Source organism: Pseudomonas sp. F9001 (assembly GCF_013385435.1).
GTDB lineage: Bacteria > Pseudomonadota > Gammaproteobacteria > Pseudomonadales > Pseudomonadaceae > Aquipseudomonas.
The window spans coordinates 32,171-55,338 of record NZ_JACAPX010000009.1 but is presented as its reverse complement, the minus strand read 5'-3'; the positions used below and the strand labels follow the sequence as shown (position 1 = coordinate 55,338).

Here is a 23,168-nt window from a genome sequence, read left to right as displayed (position 1 = left end):
AGGAAGAACCTGACATGACTGCCCATGCCATCCCCGAAGGCTTTACCCCGCTGCGTCGCAGCAGCCCACTCCTGGACCTGCTTGGCCCGGTGTATAGCCGAGGTGAAGGCTTGCAGCTGGAAATCGGCCTGCGCGCCGACAACCGCCACGCCAACGGACGCGGCACCGTGCACGGTGGCGTGCTGGCCACCCTGGCGGATGTGGGCATGGGCTACGCCATGGCGTTTTCCAGCGAGCCGCCGCTGCCGTTGATCACGGCGAGCATGACCCTGGACTATCTCGGCGCGGTGCAGGTAGGGGAGTGGGTCGAGGTGCGTCTGGAGCATCACAAGCGCGGGCGGCAGATGGCGTTTGCCACGGTCAGCGTGCAGGTCGGGGAGAAGGTGGTGGTGCGGGCAAATGCGGTTTTTGCGGTGCCCCAGGCGCGGGACTGACCGATAAAGAAAAGGCCCGGTTTTCGTGGAACCGGGCCTTTTCCATGTTGCTCTTTGAAATCAGCTGCGTTCAAGGGCCAGGGCTACACCTTGCCCGCCACCGATGCACAGGGTGGCCAGGCCTTTCTTGGCGTCACGCTTGATCATTTCATGCAGCAGGGTCACCAGCACACGACAGCCTGACGCGCCAATCGGGTGGCCGATGGCAATCGCGCCGCCGTTGACGTTGACCTTGGCCGCGTCCCATTCCAGCTCTTTGCCCACCGCCAGTGACTGCGCGGCAAAGGCTTCGTTGGCTTCGATCAGGTCCAGGTCGCCCAGGCTCCAGCCGGCCTTGTCCAGGCAGCGGCGGGTGGCCGATACCGGGCCAATGCCCATGATCGCGGGATCGACGCCGGCGTTGGCGTAGCTGGCGATGCGTGCCAGTACCGGCAGGCCCAGGGCCTTGGCTTTGTCCGCGCTCATCAGCAGCACGGCAGCCGCGCCGTCGTTGAGGCTGGATGCATTGCCGGCGGTGACCGTGCCGTCTTTCTTGAAGGCCGGCTTGAGCTTGGCCAGGGATTCGGCGGTGGTGCCCGCCCGTGGCTGTTCGTCCACGGCGAAGGCCACCGGGTCGCCCTTGCGCTGGGGAATCAGGATCGGCGTGATCTCATCGCTGAAACGCCCGGCTTCAATGGCCGCCGTGGCTTTTTGCTGGGAGGCGGCGGCGAAGGCGTCCTGGGCTTCACGGCTGATGCCGTACTTGTCCACCAGGTTCTCGGCGGTGATGCCCATGTGGTAGTCGTTGAACGCATCCCACAGACCGTCGGTGATCATGCTGTCGATCATCTTCGCATGGCCCATGCGCAGGCCGGTGCGGGCGGCCGGCAATACGTACGGGGCCAGGCTCATGTTCTCCATGCCGCCGGCGATGATTACCTCGGCATCGCCGCAACGGATCGCTTGTGCGCCCAGGTGCAGGGCCTTGAGCCCCGAGCCGCAGACCTTGTTCAGGGTCAGCGCCGGCACGGCGTGGGGCAGGCCAGCGAGGATCGAGGCCTGGCGGGCCGGGTTCTGGCCGCTGCCGGCGGTGAGCACCTGGCCAAGGATCACTTCATCCACGAGTGCCGGGTCGATGCCGGTCTGCTCCAGCAGGCGACGAATCACCGCAGCCCCCAGCTCCGGGGCCGGGATGCTTGCCAGCGAACCTTGGAAGCTGCCCACGGCGGTGCGGGTGGCAGCAACAATCACGACGTCTTGCATGGAATCTGTCCTCACTGGAAGTGCATTTCTGGAACGTGGTCCGGGACGATCAGTTTACCGGCTGTCTTGCTGACGATCTCTTCAACACTGACGCCAGGTGCGCGTTCCTTGAGGACAAAAGCGCCATTTTCGATTTCCAGGTAGGCCAGGTCCGTCAGCACGCGCTTGATGCAGTTGGCGCCGGTCAGCGGCAGGCTGCATTGGCTCAGCAACTTGGACTCACCGTCCTTGGACGCGTGGGTCATGATCACGATGATGTTCTCGGCACCGGCCACCAGGTCCATCGCGCCGCCCATGCCCTTGACCAGCTTGCCGGGGATCATCCACGAGGCGATGTTGCCCTGTACATCGACCTCAAACGCGCCGAGCACGGTCAGGTCGACATGGCCGCCGCGAATCATCGCGAAGGACTCGGCCGAGGAGAAGATCGACGCGCCAATGCGCGCGGTGACGGTCTGTTTGCCGGCGTTGATCATGTCGGCATCGATGGTTTCTTCAGTAGGAAACGGACCCATGCCCAGCAGGCCGTTTTCCGACTGCAGCATGACCTCCATGCCTTCTGGGATGTAGTTGGCCACCAGGGTCGGAATGCCGATGCCGAGGTTGACGTAGAAACCGTCCTGCATTTCGCGGGCGACGCGTTGAGCCATTTGTTCGCGGGTAAGAGCCATTTTTTGTCTCCTTATTATTTGGGCTGGTGGATTATTTGCGGAGGGTGCGCTGTTCGATGCGCTTCTCGAAGGTGCCGCAAATGATCCGGTCGACGTAGATCCCTGGGGTGTGGATATGCGCCGGGTCCAGCTCGCCCGGTTCGACGATTTCTTCGACTTCGACCACGGTGATCCTGCCGGCGGTGGCGGCCAGCGGGTTGAAGTTCTGGGCGGTATGGCGATAGATCACATTGCCGAAGTGGTCGGCTTTCCAGCCTTTGACGATGGCGAAGTCGCCGGTGATGGATTCTTCCATCAGGTACGGGCGACCGTTGAACTCGCGGGTTTCCTTGCCTTCAGCGACTGGCGTGCCGACGCCGGTGGCGGTGAAGAAGGCCGGGATGCCGGCACCGCCTGCGCGCAGTTTTTCGGCGAGGGTGCCTTGGGGCGTCAGGACCACTTCGATTTCGCCGCTGAGCAGTTGCTTCTCGAACAGCGCGTTTTCACCGACGTAGGACGCGAAGACCTTGCTGATCTGCTTGCCTTCCAGCAGCAGGCCCAGGCCGAAGCCGTCGACGCCGCAGTTGTTGGAGACCACGGTCAGGTTGCGGGTGCCCTTGCGCTTGATTTCGGCAATGAGGTTTTCCGGGATGCCGCACAGGCCAAAACCACCGGCAAGAACCGTCATGCCATCTTCCAGGCCTGCCAGCGCCTCTTCATAGGACGCTACGCGTTTATCAAAACCTGCCATATGCACCTCTTTTATTGTTTGTGGGCCAGCCATATGAACCGAGTGTTGCGCCGACGGATTGATTTGTTAAGTTGTTTTTTAAGGTTGATTGATTTAAAAAACAGCATAGTCCTCAGCCATCGAGAGAAGCTTCATGACAGTTAAACAGATGCGCGCCTTTCTTGCCGTGGCCCAGACCTTGAGCTTTGCGGCCGCCTGTGAGCGTTTGCATCTTTCCCAGTCGGCCTTGAGCCTGACCATCAAAGGCCTGGAAGAAGGCCTGGGCGGGCGCCTGTTCAGCCGCAATACGCGCAATGTCGCGCTGACCCCTGAAGGCGAATCCCTGCTGCCCCTGGCCCGGCGCCTGATCGCCGACTGGGACAATGCCGAGGATGAGTTGCGCCAGCGTTTCACCCTGCAGCGCGGGCGGGTAACGGTGGCGGCGATGCCGTCGTTTGCCGGAAACCTGCTGCCACCGATCCTGAAGATTTTTCGCGCGCGCTATCCCCAGGTCAACGTAACGGTGAATGACGTGATCAACGAGCAGGTGCTGGAAATGGTCCGCGATCGCCAAGTGGAGTTGGGCGTGGCGTTTGAACCGTCGGAAAGCTCATCGCTGGTGTTCACCCCGCTGTATGTGGACCGCTTTGTGGCGGTGGTGCCCGGTGACTCGCCATTGGCACGCCGCTCCGATATCGCCTGGCACACCCTGCTGGAACAACCCTTCATCACCTTGCAGCGCCCGTCCACGGTACGAGTGATGCTTGAAGAACACCTGAAGGTGCTGGACCTGAAGCTGCCCGTAGCCCTGGAGAGCCATCAACTGGCGACGGTGGGCAAGATGGTTGCCAGTGGCTTGGGCGTGAGTGCAGTGCCGGCGTTGTGTGCACGCCAAATGCAGGAAGCAGGCGCCCATTGCATCACCTTGAGCGATCCGGTGATCGAACGGCCGATTGGTGTACTGACCAAGCCCGGCCACGAACTTTCAGCGGCGGCCCAGGCCATGTTTGATATTTTTTGCGATGAGGCGGGGAAGGGGCGTTTCCCGGCGTTGTTGCAATAACCGTCGGCTATAAAAAAGCCTGCTCGTTTTAAGCGAGCAGGCTTAAGTGATAAGTGCGTAGTTATCAGCAGTATCTGTCGATCACCTTAACGTGCGAATGGCCTTTAAGGTTCTGCCACTCGGTATTAAGTGTATGGAAGACCTGCTCGATAAAGTTGCGATCGGCGGCGGCTTTCTTGCCGACATAACCCTGGCCGCGGCGGTACATCTTCAGGCGCGCTGCCAGTTCACGGTTATTCCTGTCGAACTCTTCTTCCACGGTGTGGGGCGCCAGGCAGTCAATATGGACCTGGCCCGATTTACCAATCCAGAGGATATGGTCGTCGAGCGTGTCTTTCTGCGCTGCGAACATCTCAGCCAATTCATCGATAGTTGGTTGGTTGTTCAGATTCATGTGTAAGCCCCTTGACCAGTTGGCGATCTCTAGTTGATCCGTTAAAACTACTAAGTTGTCTCCGGCTCAGAAAACCGGGCGTCAGCGACTGTCTGCCGAATACGGGCAGGGTCTTGAACCGATGCATGTAGTCTTGCTGATGACCTGCTACGCAATGGTTTCATAACGAAGACAAGCAGCGTTTGAGCTCCTTGTACCGATCCTTTCGGACCGGTCAGCTTCATCAATCTGCCTTGTGGGCAGTGCACATCCGGAAAAAACAGCTCGGCGGTCAGACGAGCTTGTTCAAAACGCGTGTTACCAACGCTCCCGATCCGGGAGACGCTTGAATCATGCAATTACAAAACGGTTACGTCAACGATTATGTAGTGATTATTTTTGAGCACTACATAAATCCTTGCAGGGCGGGGGTGTGAGCGGAAAACATGACTTGGGCGTCACTTTTCGTGCGGGCAGGTCGCGGGATCCGGGGGCTTTTTGTGGCGAGGGAGCTTGCTCCCGCTGGGGTGCGAAGCGCCCCCACCAGGCTGACTGCGGTTCTGCAGGAATCATTCGGTTGTCGGTTTTGGGGCTGCTGCGCAGCCCAGCGGGAGCAAGCTCCCTCGCCACAGAAAAGCAGGATTGGGCTATCCCAGGCGTTCTGCCAGCAACGGCAACAAACGTTCGCAGGAGGCTTCGATCTTGAGTTGCAGCAACTCATCGCCCCGTGTCTTGCCCAGATTGATGGCAATCACGGGCTTGCCTTGCTCGACCATCGCCTTGCACAACCGAAACGCTGAATACGCCATCAGCGACGAACCCACCACTAGCAATCCTTCTGCGTCATCCACCGCCGCCATCGCCTTGGCTGCCGTGCCCTGGGCGACGTTCTCACCGAAAAACACCACGTCCGGTTTCAACCGTTGCCCGCCGCAGTGGGGGCAGCGGGGCACCTGAAAACGTCCTTCAAAGGCCGGGTCCAGCAGGGTGTCACCGTCGGGGGCTTGAACGGCATCCACACCCGCCAGGTACGGATTCTCCGCTTCCATTTGGCGCTGGATCAGGTTCCGGTCGCTGGTCTGCTGGCAATCCAGACATAGCACCCGGTGAAGGCTGCCGTGGAGTTCGATCACATCATGGCTGCCAGCCTGATCGTGCAGGGTGTCGACGTTCTGGGTGATCAGCCCGGCAATGCGCTGACGTTGCTGCAGAGTGGCCAGGGCGATATGCGCCGCGTTCGGCTGCGCGACACGCACCCTCGGCCAGCCGAGCATCGCCCGCGCCCAGTAGCGGCGGCGCGCCTGCGGGGTTGCCAGGAACTCCTGGTACATCATCGGCGCCTTGCCCCGGCGCACGCCTTCGCTGTCGCGATAATCGGGAATCCCCGAAGAGGTGCTGATACCCGCACCGGTCAGCACCAGGAAGCGCCGTTGGGACATGGCCCGGTGCAGGCTGTCGAGTTGGTTATCGACTTGATGTTGCAGGGTATCGAGCATGGGGTCCCCAATGATTATTCGCCGCGAATGTACTGCTCCAGCTGTTTGATCAGGTCGGCCTGTTCGGCAATCGCTTCCTTGACCAGGTCGCCGATGGACAGCAGGCCAAGGAGCTCGCCGTTCTCCACCACAGGCAGGTGCCGCAGATGTCGGTCAGTCATGATCGTCATGCAAGTCTCGACAGTCTGGTGAGTGTCGACGGTGATCACCGGTGAATTCATGATCTCGTGGGCTTTGGTCGTCACCGAAGACAATCCATGGAGGATGACCTTACGGGCATAGTCTCGTTCACTGATGATGCCCACCACCTTGCCGTCCTGGAGCACTGGCAAGGCCCCGACGTTTTTCGAAGCCATCACGATCAAGGCCTCAAATACCGTATGGTCGTGGGGGATGGTGTGGACTTGATGGTTATGCTGGTCTTTGGACTTCAGCACTTGGGCAACGGTTTTCATGGAGGCCACTCCGGTGTTGTTATTGTTGGGAGGTTAGCAGGCCCTACAGAATCCTGGATGGCCTGCAGCAGGGCAAGGTCCAAAGCGGCATACATCCCGTCGAAAAACGTCATTGTCGCGATTTCTTAGTGCTTCTCAGCCCTTGTTTGCCGGTTTTGCCGCACGCTTCGGGCTGGTGGCCGTCTTGCGCTTGGCCGGTTTGCGTTTGTTTTTCCACGGTGTGGCGCCACGTCCGGCCGGGCTGGCCGGGCCGCTGATGGTCAGGCGCATGCCAGTGCAGCGGGTCACCTGTTTGCTCATCCATGCGGCCTGTTTGGCGACGAACTCTTCCAGGCTCATCTCACCGCTTTGTACCATGTCCAGTGCCTGCTCCCAGATAGCGGTGGTACCGGGGTCGGCAATTGCCCGTGGCACTGCATCAATCAGGCTGAAAGCGGCGGGTGTTGCCGACAGCGCCTTGCCGTTTTTCACCAGGTAGCCGCGGTCCAGCAGGCCCTGGATGATCCCGGCGCGGGTGGCTTCGGTGCCGATCCCGGTGGTGTCCTTGAGCTTTTGCTTGAGCAGCGGGTCTTCCACCAGCTTGGCGACGTTTTTCATCGCCTTGATCAGGTCGCCTTCGGTGAAGGGTTTGGGTGGCTGGGTCCACAGGTCCTTGAGGTTGACCTTGGCCACGGCGTAGTCCTGCCCCTGAACCAGTTTTGGCAAGGACTGCGGCGCAGGTGCTTCACGGCCCTTGGCCGGCGCCAATGCTTCCGGCAATGCGCGTTTCCAGCCAGGCTCGACGATGACTTTACCGACAGCCCGCAAGGCTTCACCGGCACAATCGAAATCTGCCTGGGTACGGTCGTATTCGTGGTTGGGCAGGAACTGCGCGAGATAGCGGGCGCGAATCAGGGTGTAAACCGCGCGATGCTTGCCGGTCAGTTGCCCGACATCCTTGCCGGCGCCGGTGGGAATGATGCCGTGGTGAGCGCTGACCTTGGCGTCGTTCCAGGCTCGGGAGCGTCGCTTCGGATCGATATGTGGCATCAATTCATTCACCGCCGGATCGGCCCGCCCCAGCGCCGCGAGAATTTTCGGCGTGTCGCCGTGCTGGCTCAGGGGCAGGTAGCCGCAATCGCTGCGTGGGTAAGTGATGACCTTGTGGGTTTCGTAGAGCGACTGGGCAACATCCAGGGTTTCCTGGGCGCCGAGGCCAAGCTTTTTCGAGCAGATTTCCTGCAGGGTGCCGAGGTCGAAGGGCAGGGGCGCGACGTCGCGCATGCGCTCGGTACGCAGTTTGACCAGCCGGGCGCTGGCGGCGTTGCTCATGGCATTGGCGGCGTCCCGGGCAAGCTGCGGATTGAGGCACCGGCCCTGATCGTCACAGGCGTCTTCTGTTGCGCGCCACTGCGCCGTAAAGGTGATGTCGTCGTGGAGCAGATCCACATCGATGGCCCAATAAGCGACGGGTACAAAGTCGGCAATGCTGCGGTCCCGGTCCACTACCAGGCGCAAGGTCGGGGTTTGCACACGGCCGACCGGCAACACGCCCTGGTAGCCGGACTGTTGGCCCAGCAGGGTAAACAGGCGGCTCATGTTCATCCCGATCAGCCAGTCGGCACGGGAGCGGCCAAGGGCCGAATGGTAGAGGCTGAAGGTTTCAGCACCGGGCTTCAACGAGGCCAGGGCCTTGCGGATCGACGCGTCGTCGAGCGCCGAGAGCCATAGCCGCTGGATGGGGCCGCGATAACGGCAATGCTCCACCAGCTCACGGGCGATCATCTCGCCCTCACGGTCGGCATCGGTGGCGATCACCAGTTCCTGGGCTTCCCCCAGCAGACGCTTGACCGCCTTGAACTGGCTGGCGGTCTTGGGCTTGACCAGCATCTTCCACTTCTCGGGGATGATCGGCAGGTCGGCCAGCACCCAGCGCTTGTACTTGGCGTCGTAGCTGTCGGGCGGGGCGGTTTCCAGCAGGTGGCCGATGCACCAGGTCACCGTCACGCCTGAGCCCAGCCAGCAACCGTCGCCACGCCGGGTCGCGCCGAGCACGGCGGCGATATCCTTGGCCTGGGACGGTTTTTCACAGAGGAACAGCCGCATGGTCACCACATTCGCTACGCAATTGAATGGGGAGCAGGATGGGCAATAAATCAGAATTGGGCAACTTTTATCTGGATGGATATACAGCAATTTGTGTGTCTGGTGCTAAACCCAATGTGGGAGCGGGCTTGCTCGCGAACGCGGTGGGCCAGCCAACAAGTCTGGTCCTGACACACCGCTTTCGCGAGCAAGCCCGCTCCCACACTGAAACTCCAGCGTCGGCCGGATCGACGTTTAGTTATTGTCGATATCGACGTTCTTGGTCTCTTTCAGGCAAATCAGCCCCACGATCAGGCTCACCCCGGTAATGACCACCGGGTACCACAGCCCATAGAAAATATCCCCGGTGTACACCACCAGCGCAAACGACACCGTCGGCAGGAAGCCACCAAACCAGCCATTCCCGATGTGGTATGGCAGCGACAGCGAGGTGTAGCGGATGCGTGTCGGGAACAGCTCCACCATCAGCGCTGCCAGCGGGCCGTAGCACATGGCGGCGATCAGGATCAGCGCGACGATCAGCACCACCACCATGGTTTTGTTGACTTGGGCCACATCAGCCGATTGCGGATATCCCGCCAGGGTCACCGCGCCTTTCAGGGCGGCTTCGTCGTAACCGTCGATACGCACATCACCCACGCTCACCTGCACCGCGCTGCCCGCCGGGGCGGCCGCGCTTTCGTACGGCAGGCCCTGTTTCACCAGGAAGGTCTTGACCTTGTCGCAGGGGCTGTCAAAACGCGCCTTGCCCACCGGGTCGAACTGGAAGGTGCAGGTGGCCGGGTCTGCCAATACGGTGATCGGCGACTGGCGGCTGGCGTGGTCCATCGCCGGGTTGGTGTAGTGCGCCAGGCCCTTGAAGATCGGGAAGTACAGCGCGGTGGCCAGCAGCAGGCCGACCATCAACACCGGCTTGCGCCCCAGCTTGTCCGAAAGCCAGCCGAAGAAGATGAAGAACGGCGCACCAATCACCACGCTGATGATCAGCAGCATGTTGGCCAGTGCCGGATCCATCTTCAAAAACTGTGTGAGGAAGAACAGCACATAAAACTGCGCGGCATAGAACGTCACTGCCTGGCCGGCGTTGATGCTGAACAGCGCAATCAGCACGATCTTGAGGTTTTCCCATTTGCCGAACGACTCGCGGATCGGGGCCTTGCTGGCCTTGCCTTCCTCTTTCATTTTCAGGAACGCCGGCGACTCGTGCAGGCTCAGGCGGATCCAGGTGGAGATGCCCAACAGCACGATCGACAGCAGGAACGGCAGGCGCCAGCCCCACACTTCGAATTGGTCGCCGGTGAAGTAACGGCACGCCAGCACCACCAGCAGCGACAGCAGCAGGCCGAGGGTCGCGGTGGATTGAATCCAGCTGGTGTGGAAGCCGCGTTTGCCCGCCGGGGCGTGCTCGGCCACATAGGTGGCTGCGCCGCCGTACTCGCCGCCCAGCGCCAGGCCCTGGAGCATGCGCAGCGCGACGAGGATGATCGGTGCGGCAATGCCGATGCTCGAATAGGTCGGCAGCAGGCCGACGCAGAAAGTCGCCAGGCCCATCAGGATGATGGTGGCGAGGAAGGTGTACTTGCGCCCGATCATGTCACCCAGCCGACCGAACACCAGCGCGCCGAACGGGCGCACCACAAAGCCGGCGGCGAAGGCCATCAGGGCAAAGATAAACGCCGTGGTGTCGTTGACCCCGGCAAAGAACTGCTTGCTGATTACCGCCGCGAGTGCGCCATAGAGGAAGAAGTCATACCACTCGAACACCGTCCCGAGGGAGGAGGCGAAGATGACTTTCTGTGTGTCGTTGCTGTCTCGCGCCTTGGTGGCGGAGCCCAGGGGTTGAGCGTGTTCTGACATTTGGGTAGCCCTCACAGTGATTATTTATTGTTGTTCCACTGTCGGCGCCACATCGGCGCCGCTATTCCCCTGTAGGAGCCCGGCTTGCCGGCGATGGCGCTCTCAAGCTGTGCACAACACTTGAAAACGCCATCGCCGGCAAGCCGGGCTCCCGCAGGTCAAGCCGGTAAGGTCAGTTCTTTCTCCGGGGCGAGGCTCCTTGTGTTCGGCGAAAGGATAAGCTGCGCGGCTTTTTCCGCGATCATCAGCGTCGGTGAGCAGGTGTTGCCTGAAGTGATGCGTGGCATGACCGACGCGTCGGCGATGCGCAGGCCGGGAACCCCGTGCACTCGCAGTTGGGCGTCGACCACCGCGTCCTTGTCGCTGCCCATGCGGCAGGTGCCCACTGGATGGAAAATCGTGGTGCCAATGCGGGCGGCGGCTTCCTGCAGTTGTTCGTCCGTCTGCAGTTCTGCGCCGGGCAGGTACTCCACCGGGTTGAATTGCTTCAGGGCCGGCGCCGAGACGATGCGTCGGGTCAGGCGAATGGCGTCGGCGGCTACCCGCAGGTCTTCCGGATGGCTGAGGTAGTTGGGGCGGATCAGCGGTGCGTCTGCCGGGTTGGCCGAGCGAATGTCGATGCGGCCACGGCTTTGCGGGCGCAAGTCGCACACCGAAGCGGTGAAGGCCGGGAACCCGTGCAGTGGTTCGCCAAAGCGCTCCAGGGACAGCGGTTGCACGTGGTATTCGAGGTTGGCCGACGTCTGCTCCGGCCCGGAGCGGGCGAACGCGCCAAGCTGGCTGGGGGCCATCGACAGTGGGCCGCTGCGGTCGTACAGGTAGCGCAGGCCCATGCCCATCTTGCCCCACACGGTGCCGGCGATCTGGTTCAGGGTGCGGGCGTTTTCCAGCTTGTAGATCAGGCGCAGTTGCAGGTGATCCTGCAGGTTGCCGCCCACGCCGGGTAACTCGTGCAGCACATCGATGCCCAAAGGCTTGAGCACGCTGGAGGGGCCGATACCGGAGCGTTGCAGGATGCCCGGCGAACCGACGGAGCCGGCGCACAGGATGATTTCCTTGCGCGCCCGCCACGTGACTGGCTGGCCATGCTGGCGAGCAACCACCGCCGCCGCACGGCCGTTCTCCAGGAGTACGCGGTCGACTTCAACCTCGGTCATCACCGTCAGGTTGGGCCGCTGGCGGATCGGTTTGAGAAACGCCTTGGCCGCATTCCAGCGCACGCCGGATTTCTGATTGACCTGGAAATAGCCACAGCCTTCGTTGTCGCCCTGGTTGAAGTCGCTGATGCTGTCGATACCGCTTTGCTGCGCCGCGTCACGAAACGCATCGAGGATCGGCCAGTGCAGGCGCTGTTGCTCAACCCGCCATTCACCGCCGTCACTGTGAAATTGCGAGGCACCGGCAAAATGGTTTTCGCTCTGCTTGAACAGCGGCAGCACATCCTTCCAGGCCCAGCCGGGATTGTCCTCGGCCCAGCCGTCGTAATCCCGGGCCTGGCCGCGCATGTAGATCATGCCGTTGATGGACGAGCACCCGCCCAGCACCTTGCCGCGCGGGTAGCTCAGCGCACGGCCTTGCAGGCCTTCCTGGGCTTCGGTCTTGAAACACCAGTCGGTGCGCGGGTTGCCGATGCAGAACAGGTAGCCGACGGGAATATGGATCCAGGGGTAGTTATCGCGACCGCCTGCTTCAAGCAGCAACACGCGATGGGCAGGGTTGGCAGACAGTCGATTGGCCAGCAGGCAGCCCGCCGGGCCGGCGCCTACCACCACGTAATCGTATTCAGCAGCTGCAGAATGCATCTGTGACCTCGCTTGTTTTTCTTATTGGTCCCATCCTAGTTGTTAGTTTTCGTCTTAAAAATGTTAGTTTTTACCCAGCTGCTGTGCGTTTTTAGACAACGCTGCTGTTCAAGGGAAGAAGGGGAAGGCATGTTCGACTGGAATGATCTGCGGTTCTTTCTTGAGTTACAGCGTAGCGGACGCTTGCTCACGGCGGCGCAACGCCTGAAAACCACCCACGCCACCGTGGCCCGGCACATCGAGGCCATCGAGAAAAGCCTGGGCACTGCGCTGTTCGTGCAGCACGCCCAGGGTTACGAACTCACGCCCTCCGGCGAAGCCCTGCTCAAACATGCCGAAGCCATGGAAAACGTGGCGCTGCTGGCCGAAGAAGAACTGACTCATTCCGCCGCGCCCCTGGGCAAGATCCGCCTGGGGGTGGCCGAGGGTTTGGGCGTGATGTTCCTGGCCAGTCGCATGGGCGGCCTGTTCGAACGCTACCCGGGCCTGGAAGTGGAACTGCTGGCAGTGCCACGGTTTGTCAGCATCCTCAACCGCGAAGCGGAAATCAGCATCCACCTCGAACGCCCCAGCGTCGACCAACTGGTGACCCGCAAACTCACCGACTACCGCCTGGCACTCTACGCCAGCCGCAGCTACCTGGACCGCACACCGCCGATTGAAAAACGCGAGGACCTGGCGGTGCACGCCTGGATCGATTACGTCGATGATTTGCTGTTCAGCCAGGAATTGAAATTCCTCAGCAGCTTCTGCCGCAACCCCAAAGTGGTGTTCCACAGCACCAGCGTGATCGCCCAGCACCAGGCGGCGCGCTCGGGGTTGGGAATTGCCGTATTGCCGTGCTTCATGGCGGCGAGCGACCCGGACCTGGTGCCGCTGCTGCCGGCGGAGAGCATCCAGCGCAGCTACTGGATCAGCTCCCGGCGCGAGTTGCACAAGTCGGTAAGGTTGCGGGTGTTGTGGGATTACCTGGTGGAACTCTGCGCGCGGGAGCAAGGGGTTTTGCTGGGGGAGGGTTAGAGCTTCACCACCTGATGCACCTGCTCACCACAGGCACGGATCTCCTTGATCATCTTTTCAAACGGCGCGCTGACAATTTCATCGTGGGTCAGCCAGCGTATTTTCTGCGTCAGGACGTAGTGATAACGCCAGTCGCCCTTGACGCGCTCACCCGTCAGGTCCAGGTCGTACCACGGCGAGCGTACCTGGCAAGCCTTGATGTCCTTGTCGATCTGCCCACCCGACAGTGTAATGGTGTAATCCAGCGTCTCGGGGTTGCCTATGTACAAGTCGGCCAGTTGCCCATTGCGGCGGTAGTTGAGCAGACCGTCCCATTTCTCTTGCAGCAAGGCATCGTTGTAGACGTGGTCGTTGCCCAGCGGTTCCAGGGGCCGCATGTCCGTCAGGGTGGCGCTGACCTTGTAGCTGGCCGGGATCAAGAAGGCGGTGGCGGGGCGCTCGACCTGGCAGTCGGTGATCTGTTTGCCGAAGTTGTCGCAGATGTTCTGGTCGCTGGCGGTGGCGCCTTGCTGGCGGTCGGCGACGCTCAGTTGCATCAGCGGCATGCCGCGAAAATCAACGGTGGCCGAGACCCGGGCGGTGCCCTGGGCGTCGAAGCGCTCCTGTTTGTCGAGGATCAACGTGGGGGCGGCGGGTTGCAGCGGGATGTGTTCTTCACGTACCTGGCCCTCGGCGTTGGTCACCAGCACCCAGCGGTCCTGGATGTCGGGCAGGGTCTGGCCGGGGGCGAAGATCGGGTTGGTCGGGTCCAGCCACCACACCTGGCCATCGACTTCGGCGCGGACGATGGCGTGGTTCGGCGCGCCGGTACCGGGAATCAGCAGCGGGTTAACCACATCGCCACGGCTGACCCAGGCGGGCTCGGCCTTGATTCCGCTGGCCTTGAGCATGGCTGCCAGCAGCGTCGAAAGGTCTTTGCAGTCGCCGTAGCCGTGCTGTTCGATCTCCGCCAGGCTGAAGGGTACGTAGCCGCGATCCGAGGCGCGCCAGTCGCCCAGGTAACGGTAGTGGTCGTTGATGTGCTGCATCAGGCCGGCCACCTGTTGTGCCGGTGGCAAGCCGCGAACGGCGGCCACGGCGGCGGCGCCCTGGGGAGGCAGCTTGGCGCCGAGGATCTGGTTGTAGCGTTCGGCAAAGCCGCCGAAGTACTGCTGGCGATCCAGGGAGCTGCCGACTTCGATACGCGGGGCGTGGCGTATGTAGGCGTTGGCGGATTCGTTGATGTAGCTGAGGTAGGTCGGGGCCTTTTGCACCACGTCCAGGGTCTTGCGATTGGCCGATGGCGTAATGCTGAAATCCTCCATCAATTCGCTGCGCCACTCGATCGGCCGCTCGGCGGTGAAGCGTGCCTTGAAGTGGTCGCGCCGTGCGGCGTTGGGGCCGAACTGCAAGGCGTAGTAGAACTCGGTCATCAGCGGTTTGGCCGGGTGATGTTCGCGCACCGTGTAGCGGATTTGCGTGCCGACCCGCAGGTTGGGAAACGCCAGCGAGGTCTGTTTTTCCCGGGAAAAACCCTGGTCCGGATTGGGGGCGGTGCGGGTGTCGATTTGCGTCGGGTCCAGGGGCACAGGTTTACCGCCGGGCTGGGTGGACTCGGCCTTGATCAGTTCGAAGCCGTCTTCTTCCTGGTAGCTGAAGTCGATCCGCGAGAGCATTTCGCGGCCGCTTGGCTTGAGGATGGTGTAATGAAAGCGGGTAGTGCAGTCGACGCTGGCGTCGCGGTTGAAGTGGCAATGCAGCTCGGTGTCGCTGGCCAGCGGGGCTTCGGCCATTGGTTGCAGGGCGGCAAGCGCGCTGTGACTGGCAAGCCCCCAGCTGATGCAGATCAGGGGACGGTAAAACGAAAAACGGAGCATGGGCGCCTCAGGTGGAACATTGACACAAGTACCCTAGGGGTACCGAGAAGGCGCCGGATGATAATGGATCGCAACACGAATGCCTAGCATTGTCCGACAATTAATTTCGCTGTAAGGCCCGATCTAGAGCCTTCGTTAATGTTTTAAGGATTATTTTTCGAGTTCAAACTCGACGCTTCCCAGCCGCTCACCGTTCACCAGCACGTGAACCGCATGCTTGCCGGGATAGTGCTTGCGCGTGGTCAATTCACGGATATGTTGGCCACGGCTGATGGCGTGATGTTCTCCGGCACCCAGGGTAAATGCCTTGAGCTTGAACACCTTGGACGCGCTGTGACCGGCGCTTTTCACATAGTCGATGGCGTAGTCGACCACCAGCTTTTGCGACGAATCGGCAGTGGACTCCAGGCTGAAGGACAGGTTGATCCGCTCCCCCAACTTGATCGCCGCCGGCTCGACCTTGAGTTGATGGATCTTCACTTCGGCCCTGGCCCCGGCGCCCATGATCGTCAGCGCCCGGGTGTTGCCTTGCTTGATCAGGCTGCGCAGCGCGTGGCGGGCGATCCACGCGGTGTGGGGGTTATCCAGGGACCAGCCTTCGATCAGGCCCAGCACCCAATCCGGATGGTCCTTGGTGATGTCGTTGAGGTGGTTGGCCACCGACTTGCGCACGTAGAGGCTGCTGTCGGCCTTGAGATTGTCGAGGATCGAAGCGCACAGGTTCGGATCGGCCTGCACCTCGGCCAGGCGAAACGACCATGGCAGCCGTGGCCGTGAACCTTCGCTGGCGAGGCGTCGCACGTGTTCGTTGTCATCCAGCGACCATTGCTGCATTACGGCCAGGGTGCGCTTGAAATCCCTCAGCAGGAAATGCCGCACGGCAAACTCGGCGGAGCCGAAGGTGGTGAAATACTTGAGGGCAGCCATGGAGCGCTTGAAATCATCGCCGCCGTAGCTGGCAACGTAGTGGGGCAGGAACAGGCTGACAAAGGCGCTGTTCAGCCGAGGGGCCAGGGCATACAGCAACTTCAGGGTTTGCGGATAATCCAGCGGGATCACAGCGTTCAGGCTTTCGCTGACCCGCGCCATGCGCTGCATCACCGACAAGTCTGCCAACCCGGCCTTGGCGTGTTTGAGAAAACCCTTGGCGTCGAACGCCGGGTACACCGCGGTCATTTCGCTGGCGATGTGTTGCAGGCGTTCGGCGTTGAAGATTTCCTTCAGGGCCGGGGCGCTTTGGTCGGTCATGGGCAAGTCCGCGGTTAGCCAGAGATGCCCACGAGGCTAACCATCAGTGCCTAGAGATACCAGCGATATTCCCGTGCATGAATCTCCTGCTGGAATGCCAGATGGTCCTGGCGTTTGTTTTCGCAATACACGTCGACAAACTCCGCGCCCAGGCCTTCGCGCAACGTCGGCTGATGCTGCATGGCGCGCACCGCCTCCAGCATTTCCAGGGGGAAGTCCGCGCCGCTGTTGCGGTCTTCGTTCAGCGGGGCGATGGGCTCCTTCGCTGCTTCAAGACCATGCTCAAGCCCCACCAGAATCGCCGCCAATACCAGATACGGGTTGGCATCGGCACTCGCCAGGCGATGTTCGATGCGCAGGTTGCGCGGGTCGGATTCAGGAATTCGCACGCACGCGTCACGGTCTTCAAAGCCCCAGCACGCGCGGGTTGCCGCGTTGACCGTGCCACCAAGGCGGCGGAAGGCGTTGTGGTTGGGCGAGAAGATCGGCATGCAGTGCGGCAGCAGTTCCAGGCAACCCGCCACCCCGTGGCGCAACGGTTGCTGCTGGTGGGCCGCCAGCAGGTTATTGCCCGCCGCATCGTACAGGCTGACGTGCACATGCATGCCGCTGCCGGGGTGTTGCAGGTAAGGCTTGGCCATGAAGCTGGCGCGGTAGCCGTGCTTGAGGGCCACGCCACGGGTGCTGCGGCAGAACAGGGCGGCCCAGTCGGCGGCGCGCAGGCCGTCTTCCAGGTGGCCGAAATTGATTTCGAACTGGCCGGGGCCGAGTTCGGCGGTGATCACCGTGATGTCGATGCCCTGGGCCTTGGCCGTCTCGACCATATCGTCCAACACCGGCGCAAAGCGTGACAGGCGCTCGATGTGCAAGTTGGGCTGGTCGTCCGCGTCATCACTCAGCGGGTCGCGGGCAAATTGCGGCAGGCCGTCGCTGAGCTTTTTGTCGAACAGGTAGAACTCCAGCTCGAACGCGACCACCGGGTGAATGCCTTTGCTCTGCAGGCGTTCCAGCACCTTGGCCAGTACTTCCCGGGGTTCGAATTCGATGGGCGCTTCGGTGCCGTCGGAGGTGATCAACATCTGCCCCAGCGGCTGCGCCTCCCAGCTCACCGGCTTGAGGGTGCCGGGCACCAGGCGGCGGTTGGCGTCCGGGTCGCCGTCGTGGAAGCAATAGTCGCCGATCTTGAACAGGCCGCCCTGGGCACCCAGCAGCACCGCGTTCTGCGGCAGTTTCAACGGGCTGCCGGCGGCGACCTTTTCCAGCATCTCCACCGGGTAGCGCTTGCCGTAGAAATGCCCGGGAATGTCCAGGGCAATCAGGTCGACGTAGCGCACATCGGGATGGTTCTGGCGAAAGGTCCGGACTTCGGCCAAAAGCGTGGAAGCATGGCTTTTCACGGGTGTTGCTCCTAGTTGTAGACCCACAGCACGCGGGCTGGCAGGTCGGTCAGGTTGCCGTAGCGGCAGTGGGCAAAACTGGCCAGGTGGAAGCTGTCGCCGGGGCCCAGGGTGACCGAGTCCGGCTCGCCCTCGACCCACAGCGTCAACTCGCCCTCCAGCACGTAACCGGCCTGTTCGGCACGGTCGCTCATGGTTTGTTCGCCGCTGTTGGCACCGGGGGCCAGCAGGCTGTCGAGGATCGAGAACGCGCCGTGCATGCTCGGCGACACCAGGATGTCGGTGATGCCATTGGCGTAATACACCGTGCGCCGTTCGTTGGGGCGGGTGACCCAGTCCACCGCCTTGGGTTTGGACAGGCTGTAGAAATAGGTGGTGGGCACACCGAGCGCGTGGCTGATGGCTGTGAGGTCGGCCACGGTCGGGCGCGACAGGCCGCGTTCAACCTGGGACAGGAAACCCACGGAACGCTCGATCTTTTGCGCCAGTTGCGCCAGGGTGAGCTTCTTGTGCTTGCGCAGGTCGTGGATCAGGATCGCCAGGGCGTCGAGTTCTTCTTGCTTGTCCATGGGCGCTTCGTGAAATTCTTATCAGGAAATTTCATGAAAAATTACAGGATTAATTTCACGAGGGCAATGGGTATGGAGTTGGCAGAGCATTTACGCCGCCTGGAACAGGAGCTGCACCAATGCACCACCCGTGCAGATGCGGCGCGGTTGTCGGTGCTGCTGGCGGATGATTTCGTCGAATTTGGTGCCAGTGGCAATGTGTGGGGCAGCAAGGCCGAGGTGATCGAAGGGCTGCAGGATGAGGTGTTTTCAGTCCGTAGCATCAGTGACTTTGCAATGAAGGTGCTGGCCGAAGGCGTGGCGTTGGTGACGTATCGCTGCCAGCGCGCGGCGACGGATGCAAATGCGGCGGGGGAGTCGTTGCGCAGTTCGGTGTGGCGCGAAAGCGGCGGGCAGTGGCAGATGGTGTTTCATCAGGGCACGCCGACACGTCAGCGTGCACCTGTGTAAGCGCCGGCAGGTCAGACCGTACGCTTGGCCTCGAACCCCGACAGGCTGACATCATCACGATGCCCGAGCAGCTCGGCCACCACCGAGGTCGGCGATTTGTGCTTGTAGGTGTTGTAGTTGTTGACCGAGTCGTGGAAGAGCTGGCGGGTGAACGCGACACGGCTTTCCAGGCTGGCGATTTCTGCGGTGGGTGACGAGGCATTTTGCGCCGCCGCCAATTGTTGTTCGGCCTCCTTGAATTGGCCGAAGGCTTTTTTGCAGCGATCGAGCAGGGCCACCAGTTCCCTGTAGGTGCCGAACACGTAGAGCGCGAGCAAGGTGACAACGGTCACGAAAATGATGATGACGTGGGTACCAGTCATTGGAATTCCTGAGCGGCTGGAAAAAAGAACCAATCTTATCTGATTAATCGCCGGCCCGGTCGCTGGCCGTCCACCCATCTGCCGCTTCCATCACGGCGCTGAATGATTCCACGCCGCTGCGGTCGGAATCTTTACGCGTCATTCATTGAAGGAAGTGCCCATGAAGTCCAAATCCCTTGTTGCCTGCCTGCTGGTTGCCGCGAGCCTGTCCGCCGCGAGTCTCACCGTCCAGGCCGCGGATACTCCGCAAAAAACCGTGCAGCCTTCGAATATCAATACCCGCGACCTCAAGACGGGAGACCGCGCGCCAGACATTCTGATGCGTAAGGAGTCGGCCATTGCCGACTGGAAGAAACGTGGCCTGAAGCAGCCGGAAGAAGACAGCCAGTGGGCTCGAGTGAACGACAAGTACGTATTGCTCAAAACCACCAACGGCACGATTCTCGACATCACGCCCGTTAAAAAATAAAGCGTTCAGCGGGATGGGTGATCACGCTTCATCCCGCTGCATTTGATTTTTGCATAAATGCATAAATCAGCATTTTTTCCTCTTGTTTTACGTTAAGGTACGTCCGTTTGCGGGCCGCAATGGTCCCTTTACCTTGACTGGAATGAGAGCAGGATGCTTGCCACAATAAGAAATTACCCGCGTACCGTGAACCTGTTGTTGTCGGCCACGCTGATCCTCACCCTGGCCAAGGCCATCACCTTTCCGTACCTGGTGATCTACCTCACCAACCACTTTGCCCTCGACATCAGCCAGGTCGGCCTGGTGATCGGCAGCTCGTTGATCGTCGGCTCGCTGCTGAGTGTCTACGGCGGTTTCCTGGTAGACCGCATCAATAGCTATAGGCTATTGCTCAGCTTGAGTGTGGTGTTTGCCCTGGGGTTTATCGGCACGGTGCTGGCCCGGGAAATCTGGTCATTCTACAGCTGCCTGATCCTGATCAACCTGGCGTACGCGGTGATCGACATCGCGATCAAGTCCGGGTTTGCCAGCCTGTTGCCGGAAGATGAGCGCAGCGAAGCGTTTTCCATCAAGTACACCCTGACCAATATCGGCTATGCCGTAGGGCCGTTTTTTGGCGCGATGGTGGCCAAGCTCGATATCAGCTTGCCGTTTATCCTGTCGGCGGTCCTGGGCTTCGGTTTTTTCCTGCTGTACTGGCGTTGGGGCGACCGCACGCTGGCCACGGTAGACACCACGCAAAAGCCGGTGTCGTTCCTCGCGGTGGGGCGTGTATTGCTGCGGGATCACCGACTGGTGTGCTTCACCGTCGGCGGCCTGCTCAGTGCCGTGGTGTTCGGCCAGTTCACCGCGTACCTGTCGCAGTACCTGGTGACCACCACTACCGCCGAATACACCTACACCATCATCAGCGCGGTACTCACCACCAACGCGGTGTTGGTGATTGCCCTGCAATACGCGATTGGCCGGCGCATTTCCCACCGCTACCTGAGCCAGTGGCTGATCTTCGGCCTGGGCATGTTCATGCTGGGGGTGATTGGCTTTGCCCTGGCGAGCAACGTGTGGTGGTGGATCCTGGCGATGGCGATTTTCACCGTGGGCGAAATCGTGGTGTTTCCGGCCGAGTACATGTTCATCGACCGCATCGCCCCGGACAACCTGCGGGGCATGTACTACGGGGCGCAAAACCTCTCCAACCTCGGTGCTGCCCTGGGGCCGGTGCTGTGCGGGCTGGTGCTGGCCAACCTGCCGGCCCACTACATGTTCTACATGTTGGCAGCGTTCATTGTCGGGGGAGGGGTGTTCTATTTTATCGGGGCGTCGTTGAAAGCCCGCGACATACTGTAGGAGCACGCTTGCTCGCGAAGGTCGTTAACGATAACGCGCCACGCCTGAATGAACGCGGTGCCCGGGCGTTTTTCGCGAGCAAGCCCGCTCCTACAAAGGGCGCAGCGGCAGGTCATCCAGCCTGAGTTTACCGACGGTGTTGCTCTGCAATTCGTACCGCAACTCGTCGACCATCTTTTCCACTTCCTGCGGGGTCTGCAGCTTGTTGACGCTGATCCCGGTGACCACCAAATCCACCCGGCCGCTTTCGGCGTCGAAGACCTTGAGCGTCAACGACGCGTCACGGCACAGGGTGAATTCGCAGGTCAGGGGCGACAGGGCCTCTTCGATGCAGTTGCGCAGTTGGGAGAGCGTAAACATCAGGGTTCTCCTCAGCGACGACGCAGCAACAGGCCCAGCAGCAGGCCGACACCGGCGACGATCGCAACCGTTGCCAGGGGTTTTTGCTTGGCGAAATCGCCGACGGTGTCCAGCGCGTCACCGTAGGTTTGCTGCAACTGGCCAGCGGCCTGGCGAGCTACACCCTCGGCCTGGAGACGTTCGTCACCGGTCAGATCACCCAGAAAACCTTGAGCCTTGCCGGCCACTTTTTCCACGGCGCCTTTGACTTGTTCGCTTTTCATGATGGATTCCTTAAAGGGCATGACATCTCAACGGCACAGGACCCTAAGCCCTGTGCCCACCCTTCAAGGTTAAGCAGTGCACCCCCGCGCAATAAGGCGAATTTGCACCGGTCGCACTAGTGCATTTGCACTCTATTTCGGCTTTTTAACCCGCAACTCACCGGCAAACAGCCCGCGCTCACGGGCCCACACGATGGCTGCACTACGGCTATGCACCCCCAGTTTGGAGTACACCGTGGCCACATGGTTACGCACGGTGTTGGGTGCCAGTTTCAGGCGCGAAGCGATTTCCTTGTCGGCCAGGCCTTCGCAAATCAACCCCAGTACGTCGCGCTCGCGGGCGGTCAGGTCGGTAAAGGAAATGTTCGGTACATTGGGGCTGTTGACGCTCTTGGCGTTGGCCAGTTTTTCAATCAGCGTCTGGCTGAACCATGAGGCGTCCTGCATCACTTCCTCGATCGCGGCCACCAGTTCCAGCTCGGAGCGCTTGCGTTCGGTGATGTTCATCAGCACCAGCAGGTAGCAGGGCACATCCTGGATACTGACGGTGTCGGCAGACAGCACACAGTCGATCAGCTCATTGCCTTTCTTGCGGATCTTCAGGTCGAGGCCGTCGAGGTTGCCGGCTTTTTCCAGGGTGGTGAACAGTTGCGTGCAGGCCTGGGGGCTGTCGATAAAGTCGATGTCTTCGATGGATTTGCCGATCAGTTCTTCACTGGTATAGCCGGTGATGGTCATGAAGGCTTCGTTGATATCCACCACCTGGCGGTTGGCGGCGTTGCACACCAGGGTCGGCACCGGCGTCAGGCGGAACGACTTGGCGAAGCGTTCCTCGCTCTGACGCAGGGCGGTTTCGGCCTTGCGGCGAGGCTCCAGGTCGGTGAAGGAAAACAGCATGCAGTCTTCCTCATTCATGTCCAGCGGCTGGCCGGCCACGATCACCAGTTTGCTGCCGCCTTCGGGCAGTTTCAGTTCGGCTTGCATCTGTGGAATGGTCGCGCCTTCGCCCAGGCGCTTGACGGCCAGGTCCTTGTTTTCGGCCTGTTCCAGCACGTCCAGTTCATACACCGAGTGGCCGATCACCTGGTCGCGGTTGTAGCCGGTCATCTCCAGGAAGCCCTGGTTGACCTTGATGTAGCGCAGGTCGCTCAGGCGGCAAATCACCGCCGGCGCCGGGTTGGCATTGAAGGTCTTTTCGAAGCGCTGTTCGGCGCTGGCCCATTCGGTGGCGTCGCTCAGGATCAACACCAGCAATTCCGGCTCGCCCGACGCGTCGTCGAGCACCAGACTGCGCAGGCGATGCACCCAGACTTTTTCCTCGTCGCCGGTGGGGGTGACTTCCACCACCACATCGCTGAACTCTTCACCGTCTGCCACCCGGCTCAGAGGATAATTCTCCAGCACCAACGGGTGGTTGTTGCGATACCGCAAGGCAAAGCGCGCGGCGTATTCCTTGGTGTTGGCACCCAGGTCTTCGACTTTATCCACGCCATGCATCAGCAGCGCGGCTTCATTGGCCCAGAGTATGGTCTGGTCGGCCTCGGCGAGGATCACCCCATCGGACAAGCCGGAGATGATCTGCTGCAGTTGGCGGCGGTTGGTTTCTTTGGCGAGGACGGCCTGGCTCATGGTTTCTCCTG

At 61.1% G+C, this 23,168-nt stretch carries 23 protein-coding genes; 6 read left to right on the top strand and 17 right to left on the bottom strand.

The window, feature by feature from the left end:
* Positions 1-14: 14 nt before the first annotated feature.
* A complete protein-coding gene (locus tag HX818_RS07375) occupies positions 15-434 on the top strand; it encodes a PaaI family thioesterase (RefSeq protein ID WP_003211628.1) in 420 nt (139 codons plus the stop codon).
* A gap of 60 nt (positions 435-494) precedes the next feature.
* Here the strand turns inward: HX818_RS07375 and HX818_RS07370 are convergent, their stop codons facing one another.
* From HX818_RS07370 to HX818_RS07360, 3 genes are read right to left on the bottom strand one after another with little or no spacing between them, the layout of a single operon-like run.
* Entirely contained in the window at positions 495-1,676 is a 1,182-nt protein-coding gene (locus HX818_RS07370; protein WP_003211627.1) for an acetyl-CoA C-acetyltransferase, read from the bottom strand.
* Positions 1,677-1,687: 11 nt separating this feature from the next.
* Positions 1,688-2,347 (bottom strand): CoA transferase subunit B, encoded by a 660-nt coding sequence (locus tag HX818_RS07365; RefSeq protein ID WP_003211625.1) that lies wholly within the window; start codon positions 2,345-2,347, stop codon positions 1,688-1,690.
* Positions 2,348-2,378: 31 nt separating this feature from the next.
* On the bottom strand, positions 2,379-3,077 hold the full coding sequence (locus tag HX818_RS07360) for a CoA transferase subunit A (RefSeq protein ID WP_008435892.1): 699 nt from the start codon (positions 3,075-3,077) through the stop codon (positions 2,379-2,381).
* Between the two features lie 133 nt (positions 3,078-3,210).
* On the opposite strand from HX818_RS07360, the gene HX818_RS07355 reads away from it, so the two are divergent.
* Positions 3,211-4,119, top strand: a complete 909-nt coding sequence (locus HX818_RS07355; RefSeq protein WP_177019730.1) for a LysR family transcriptional regulator — start codon at positions 3,211-3,213, stop codon at positions 4,117-4,119.
* Between the two features lie 64 nt (positions 4,120-4,183).
* Here the strand turns inward: HX818_RS07355 and HX818_RS07350 are convergent, their stop codons facing one another.
* From HX818_RS07350 to HX818_RS07325, 6 genes are all read right to left on the bottom strand, one after another.
* Positions 4,184-4,513: a hypothetical protein gene (locus HX818_RS07350; protein ID WP_102369380.1), complete on the bottom strand. Its 330-nt coding sequence runs from the start codon at positions 4,511-4,513 to the stop codon at positions 4,184-4,186.
* Between the two features lie 626 nt (positions 4,514-5,139).
* Entirely contained in the window at positions 5,140-5,988 is an 849-nt protein-coding gene (locus tag HX818_RS07345; RefSeq protein ID WP_102604860.1) for an NAD-dependent protein deacetylase, read from the bottom strand.
* A 14-nt stretch (positions 5,989-6,002) separates the two neighbouring features.
* Positions 6,003-6,443: a CBS domain-containing protein gene (locus HX818_RS07340; RefSeq protein ID WP_003211614.1), complete on the bottom strand. Its 441-nt coding sequence runs from the start codon at positions 6,441-6,443 to the stop codon at positions 6,003-6,005.
* 135 nt (positions 6,444-6,578) lie between these two features.
* Positions 6,579-8,528 carry a DNA topoisomerase III gene (locus HX818_RS07335; RefSeq protein ID WP_177019729.1) on the bottom strand — a complete coding sequence of 650 codons (1,950 nt, stop codon included), beginning with the start codon at positions 8,526-8,528 and terminating at the stop codon, positions 6,579-6,581.
* Positions 8,529-8,762: 234 nt separating this feature from the next.
* Entirely contained in the window at positions 8,763-10,385 is a 1,623-nt protein-coding gene (locus tag HX818_RS07330; protein WP_003211608.1) for an MFS transporter, read from the bottom strand.
* A gap of 158 nt (positions 10,386-10,543) precedes the next feature.
* Positions 10,544-12,187 carry a GMC family oxidoreductase gene (locus HX818_RS07325; protein WP_177019728.1) on the bottom strand — a complete coding sequence of 548 codons (1,644 nt, stop codon included), beginning with the start codon at positions 12,185-12,187 and terminating at the stop codon, positions 10,544-10,546.
* A 129-nt stretch (positions 12,188-12,316) separates the two neighbouring features.
* Between HX818_RS07325 and HX818_RS07320 the strand changes: the two genes are divergently transcribed.
* Entirely contained in the window at positions 12,317-13,207 is an 891-nt protein-coding gene (locus HX818_RS07320) for a LysR family transcriptional regulator (RefSeq protein ID WP_003211603.1), read from the top strand.
* On the opposite strand, the gene HX818_RS07315 is transcribed toward HX818_RS07320, so the two are convergent.
* The 4 genes from HX818_RS07315 to HX818_RS07300 form a co-directional block, all read right to left on the bottom strand.
* Positions 13,204-15,063 (bottom strand): DUF3857 domain-containing transglutaminase family protein, encoded by a 1,860-nt coding sequence (locus HX818_RS07315; RefSeq protein ID WP_177019727.1) that lies wholly within the window; start codon positions 15,061-15,063, stop codon positions 13,204-13,206. The genes HX818_RS07320 and HX818_RS07315 overlap by 4 nt on opposite strands.
* 150 nt (positions 15,064-15,213) lie before the next feature.
* Positions 15,214-16,311 carry a DNA alkylation repair protein gene (locus HX818_RS07310; protein WP_102604863.1) on the bottom strand — a complete coding sequence of 366 codons (1,098 nt, stop codon included), beginning with the start codon at positions 16,309-16,311 and terminating at the stop codon, positions 15,214-15,216.
* 50 nt (positions 16,312-16,361) lie between these two features.
* On the bottom strand, positions 16,362-17,708 hold the full coding sequence (locus tag HX818_RS07305) for a glutamine synthetase family protein (RefSeq protein WP_177019726.1): 1,347 nt from the start codon (positions 17,706-17,708) through the stop codon (positions 16,362-16,364).
* Between the two features lie 11 nt (positions 17,709-17,719).
* Positions 17,720-18,277, bottom strand: a complete 558-nt coding sequence (locus HX818_RS07300) for a helix-turn-helix domain-containing protein (RefSeq protein WP_003211595.1) — start codon at positions 18,275-18,277, stop codon at positions 17,720-17,722.
* 72 nt (positions 18,278-18,349) lie between these two features.
* Here HX818_RS07300 and HX818_RS07295 point away from each other — a divergent pair, with 72 nt between their 5' ends.
* Positions 18,350-18,727 carry a DUF4440 domain-containing protein gene (locus HX818_RS07295; RefSeq protein WP_023658940.1) on the top strand — a complete coding sequence of 126 codons (378 nt, stop codon included), beginning with the start codon at positions 18,350-18,352 and terminating at the stop codon, positions 18,725-18,727.
* Positions 18,728-18,738: 11 nt separating this feature from the next.
* On the opposite strand, the gene HX818_RS07290 is transcribed toward HX818_RS07295, so the two are convergent.
* The gene (locus HX818_RS07290; protein ID WP_008435873.1) at positions 18,739-19,089 is read right to left on the bottom strand and encodes a LemA family protein; all 351 of its coding nucleotides are present in this window, start codon (positions 19,087-19,089) and stop codon (positions 18,739-18,741) included.
* 160 nt (positions 19,090-19,249) lie between these two features.
* On the opposite strand from HX818_RS07290, the gene HX818_RS07285 reads away from it, so the two are divergent.
* Positions 19,250-19,558, top strand: a complete 309-nt coding sequence (locus HX818_RS07285) for an RcnB family protein (protein WP_003211589.1) — start codon at positions 19,250-19,252, stop codon at positions 19,556-19,558.
* Positions 19,559-19,711: 153 nt separating this feature from the next.
* Positions 19,712-20,905: an MFS transporter gene (locus tag HX818_RS07280; protein WP_102369374.1), complete on the top strand. Its 1,194-nt coding sequence runs from the start codon at positions 19,712-19,714 to the stop codon at positions 20,903-20,905.
* A gap of 90 nt (positions 20,906-20,995) precedes the next feature.
* Here the strand turns inward: HX818_RS07280 and HX818_RS07275 are convergent, their stop codons facing one another.
* From HX818_RS07275 to HX818_RS07265, 3 genes are all read right to left on the bottom strand, one after another.
* Positions 20,996-21,265 carry a DUF1652 domain-containing protein gene (locus tag HX818_RS07275; RefSeq protein ID WP_003211585.1) on the bottom strand — a complete coding sequence of 90 codons (270 nt, stop codon included), beginning with the start codon at positions 21,263-21,265 and terminating at the stop codon, positions 20,996-20,998.
* Positions 21,266-21,276: 11 nt separating this feature from the next.
* Positions 21,277-21,528, bottom strand: coding sequence for a CsbD family protein (locus tag HX818_RS07270; RefSeq protein ID WP_003211583.1), 252 nt, complete (start codon positions 21,526-21,528; stop codon positions 21,277-21,279).
* Between the two features lie 132 nt (positions 21,529-21,660).
* Complete coding sequence (locus HX818_RS07265) at positions 21,661-23,157, bottom strand: PAS domain S-box protein (RefSeq protein WP_003211582.1); 1,497 nt, start codon at positions 23,155-23,157, stop codon at positions 21,661-21,663.
* Between the last annotated feature and the right edge of the window lie 11 nt (positions 23,158-23,168).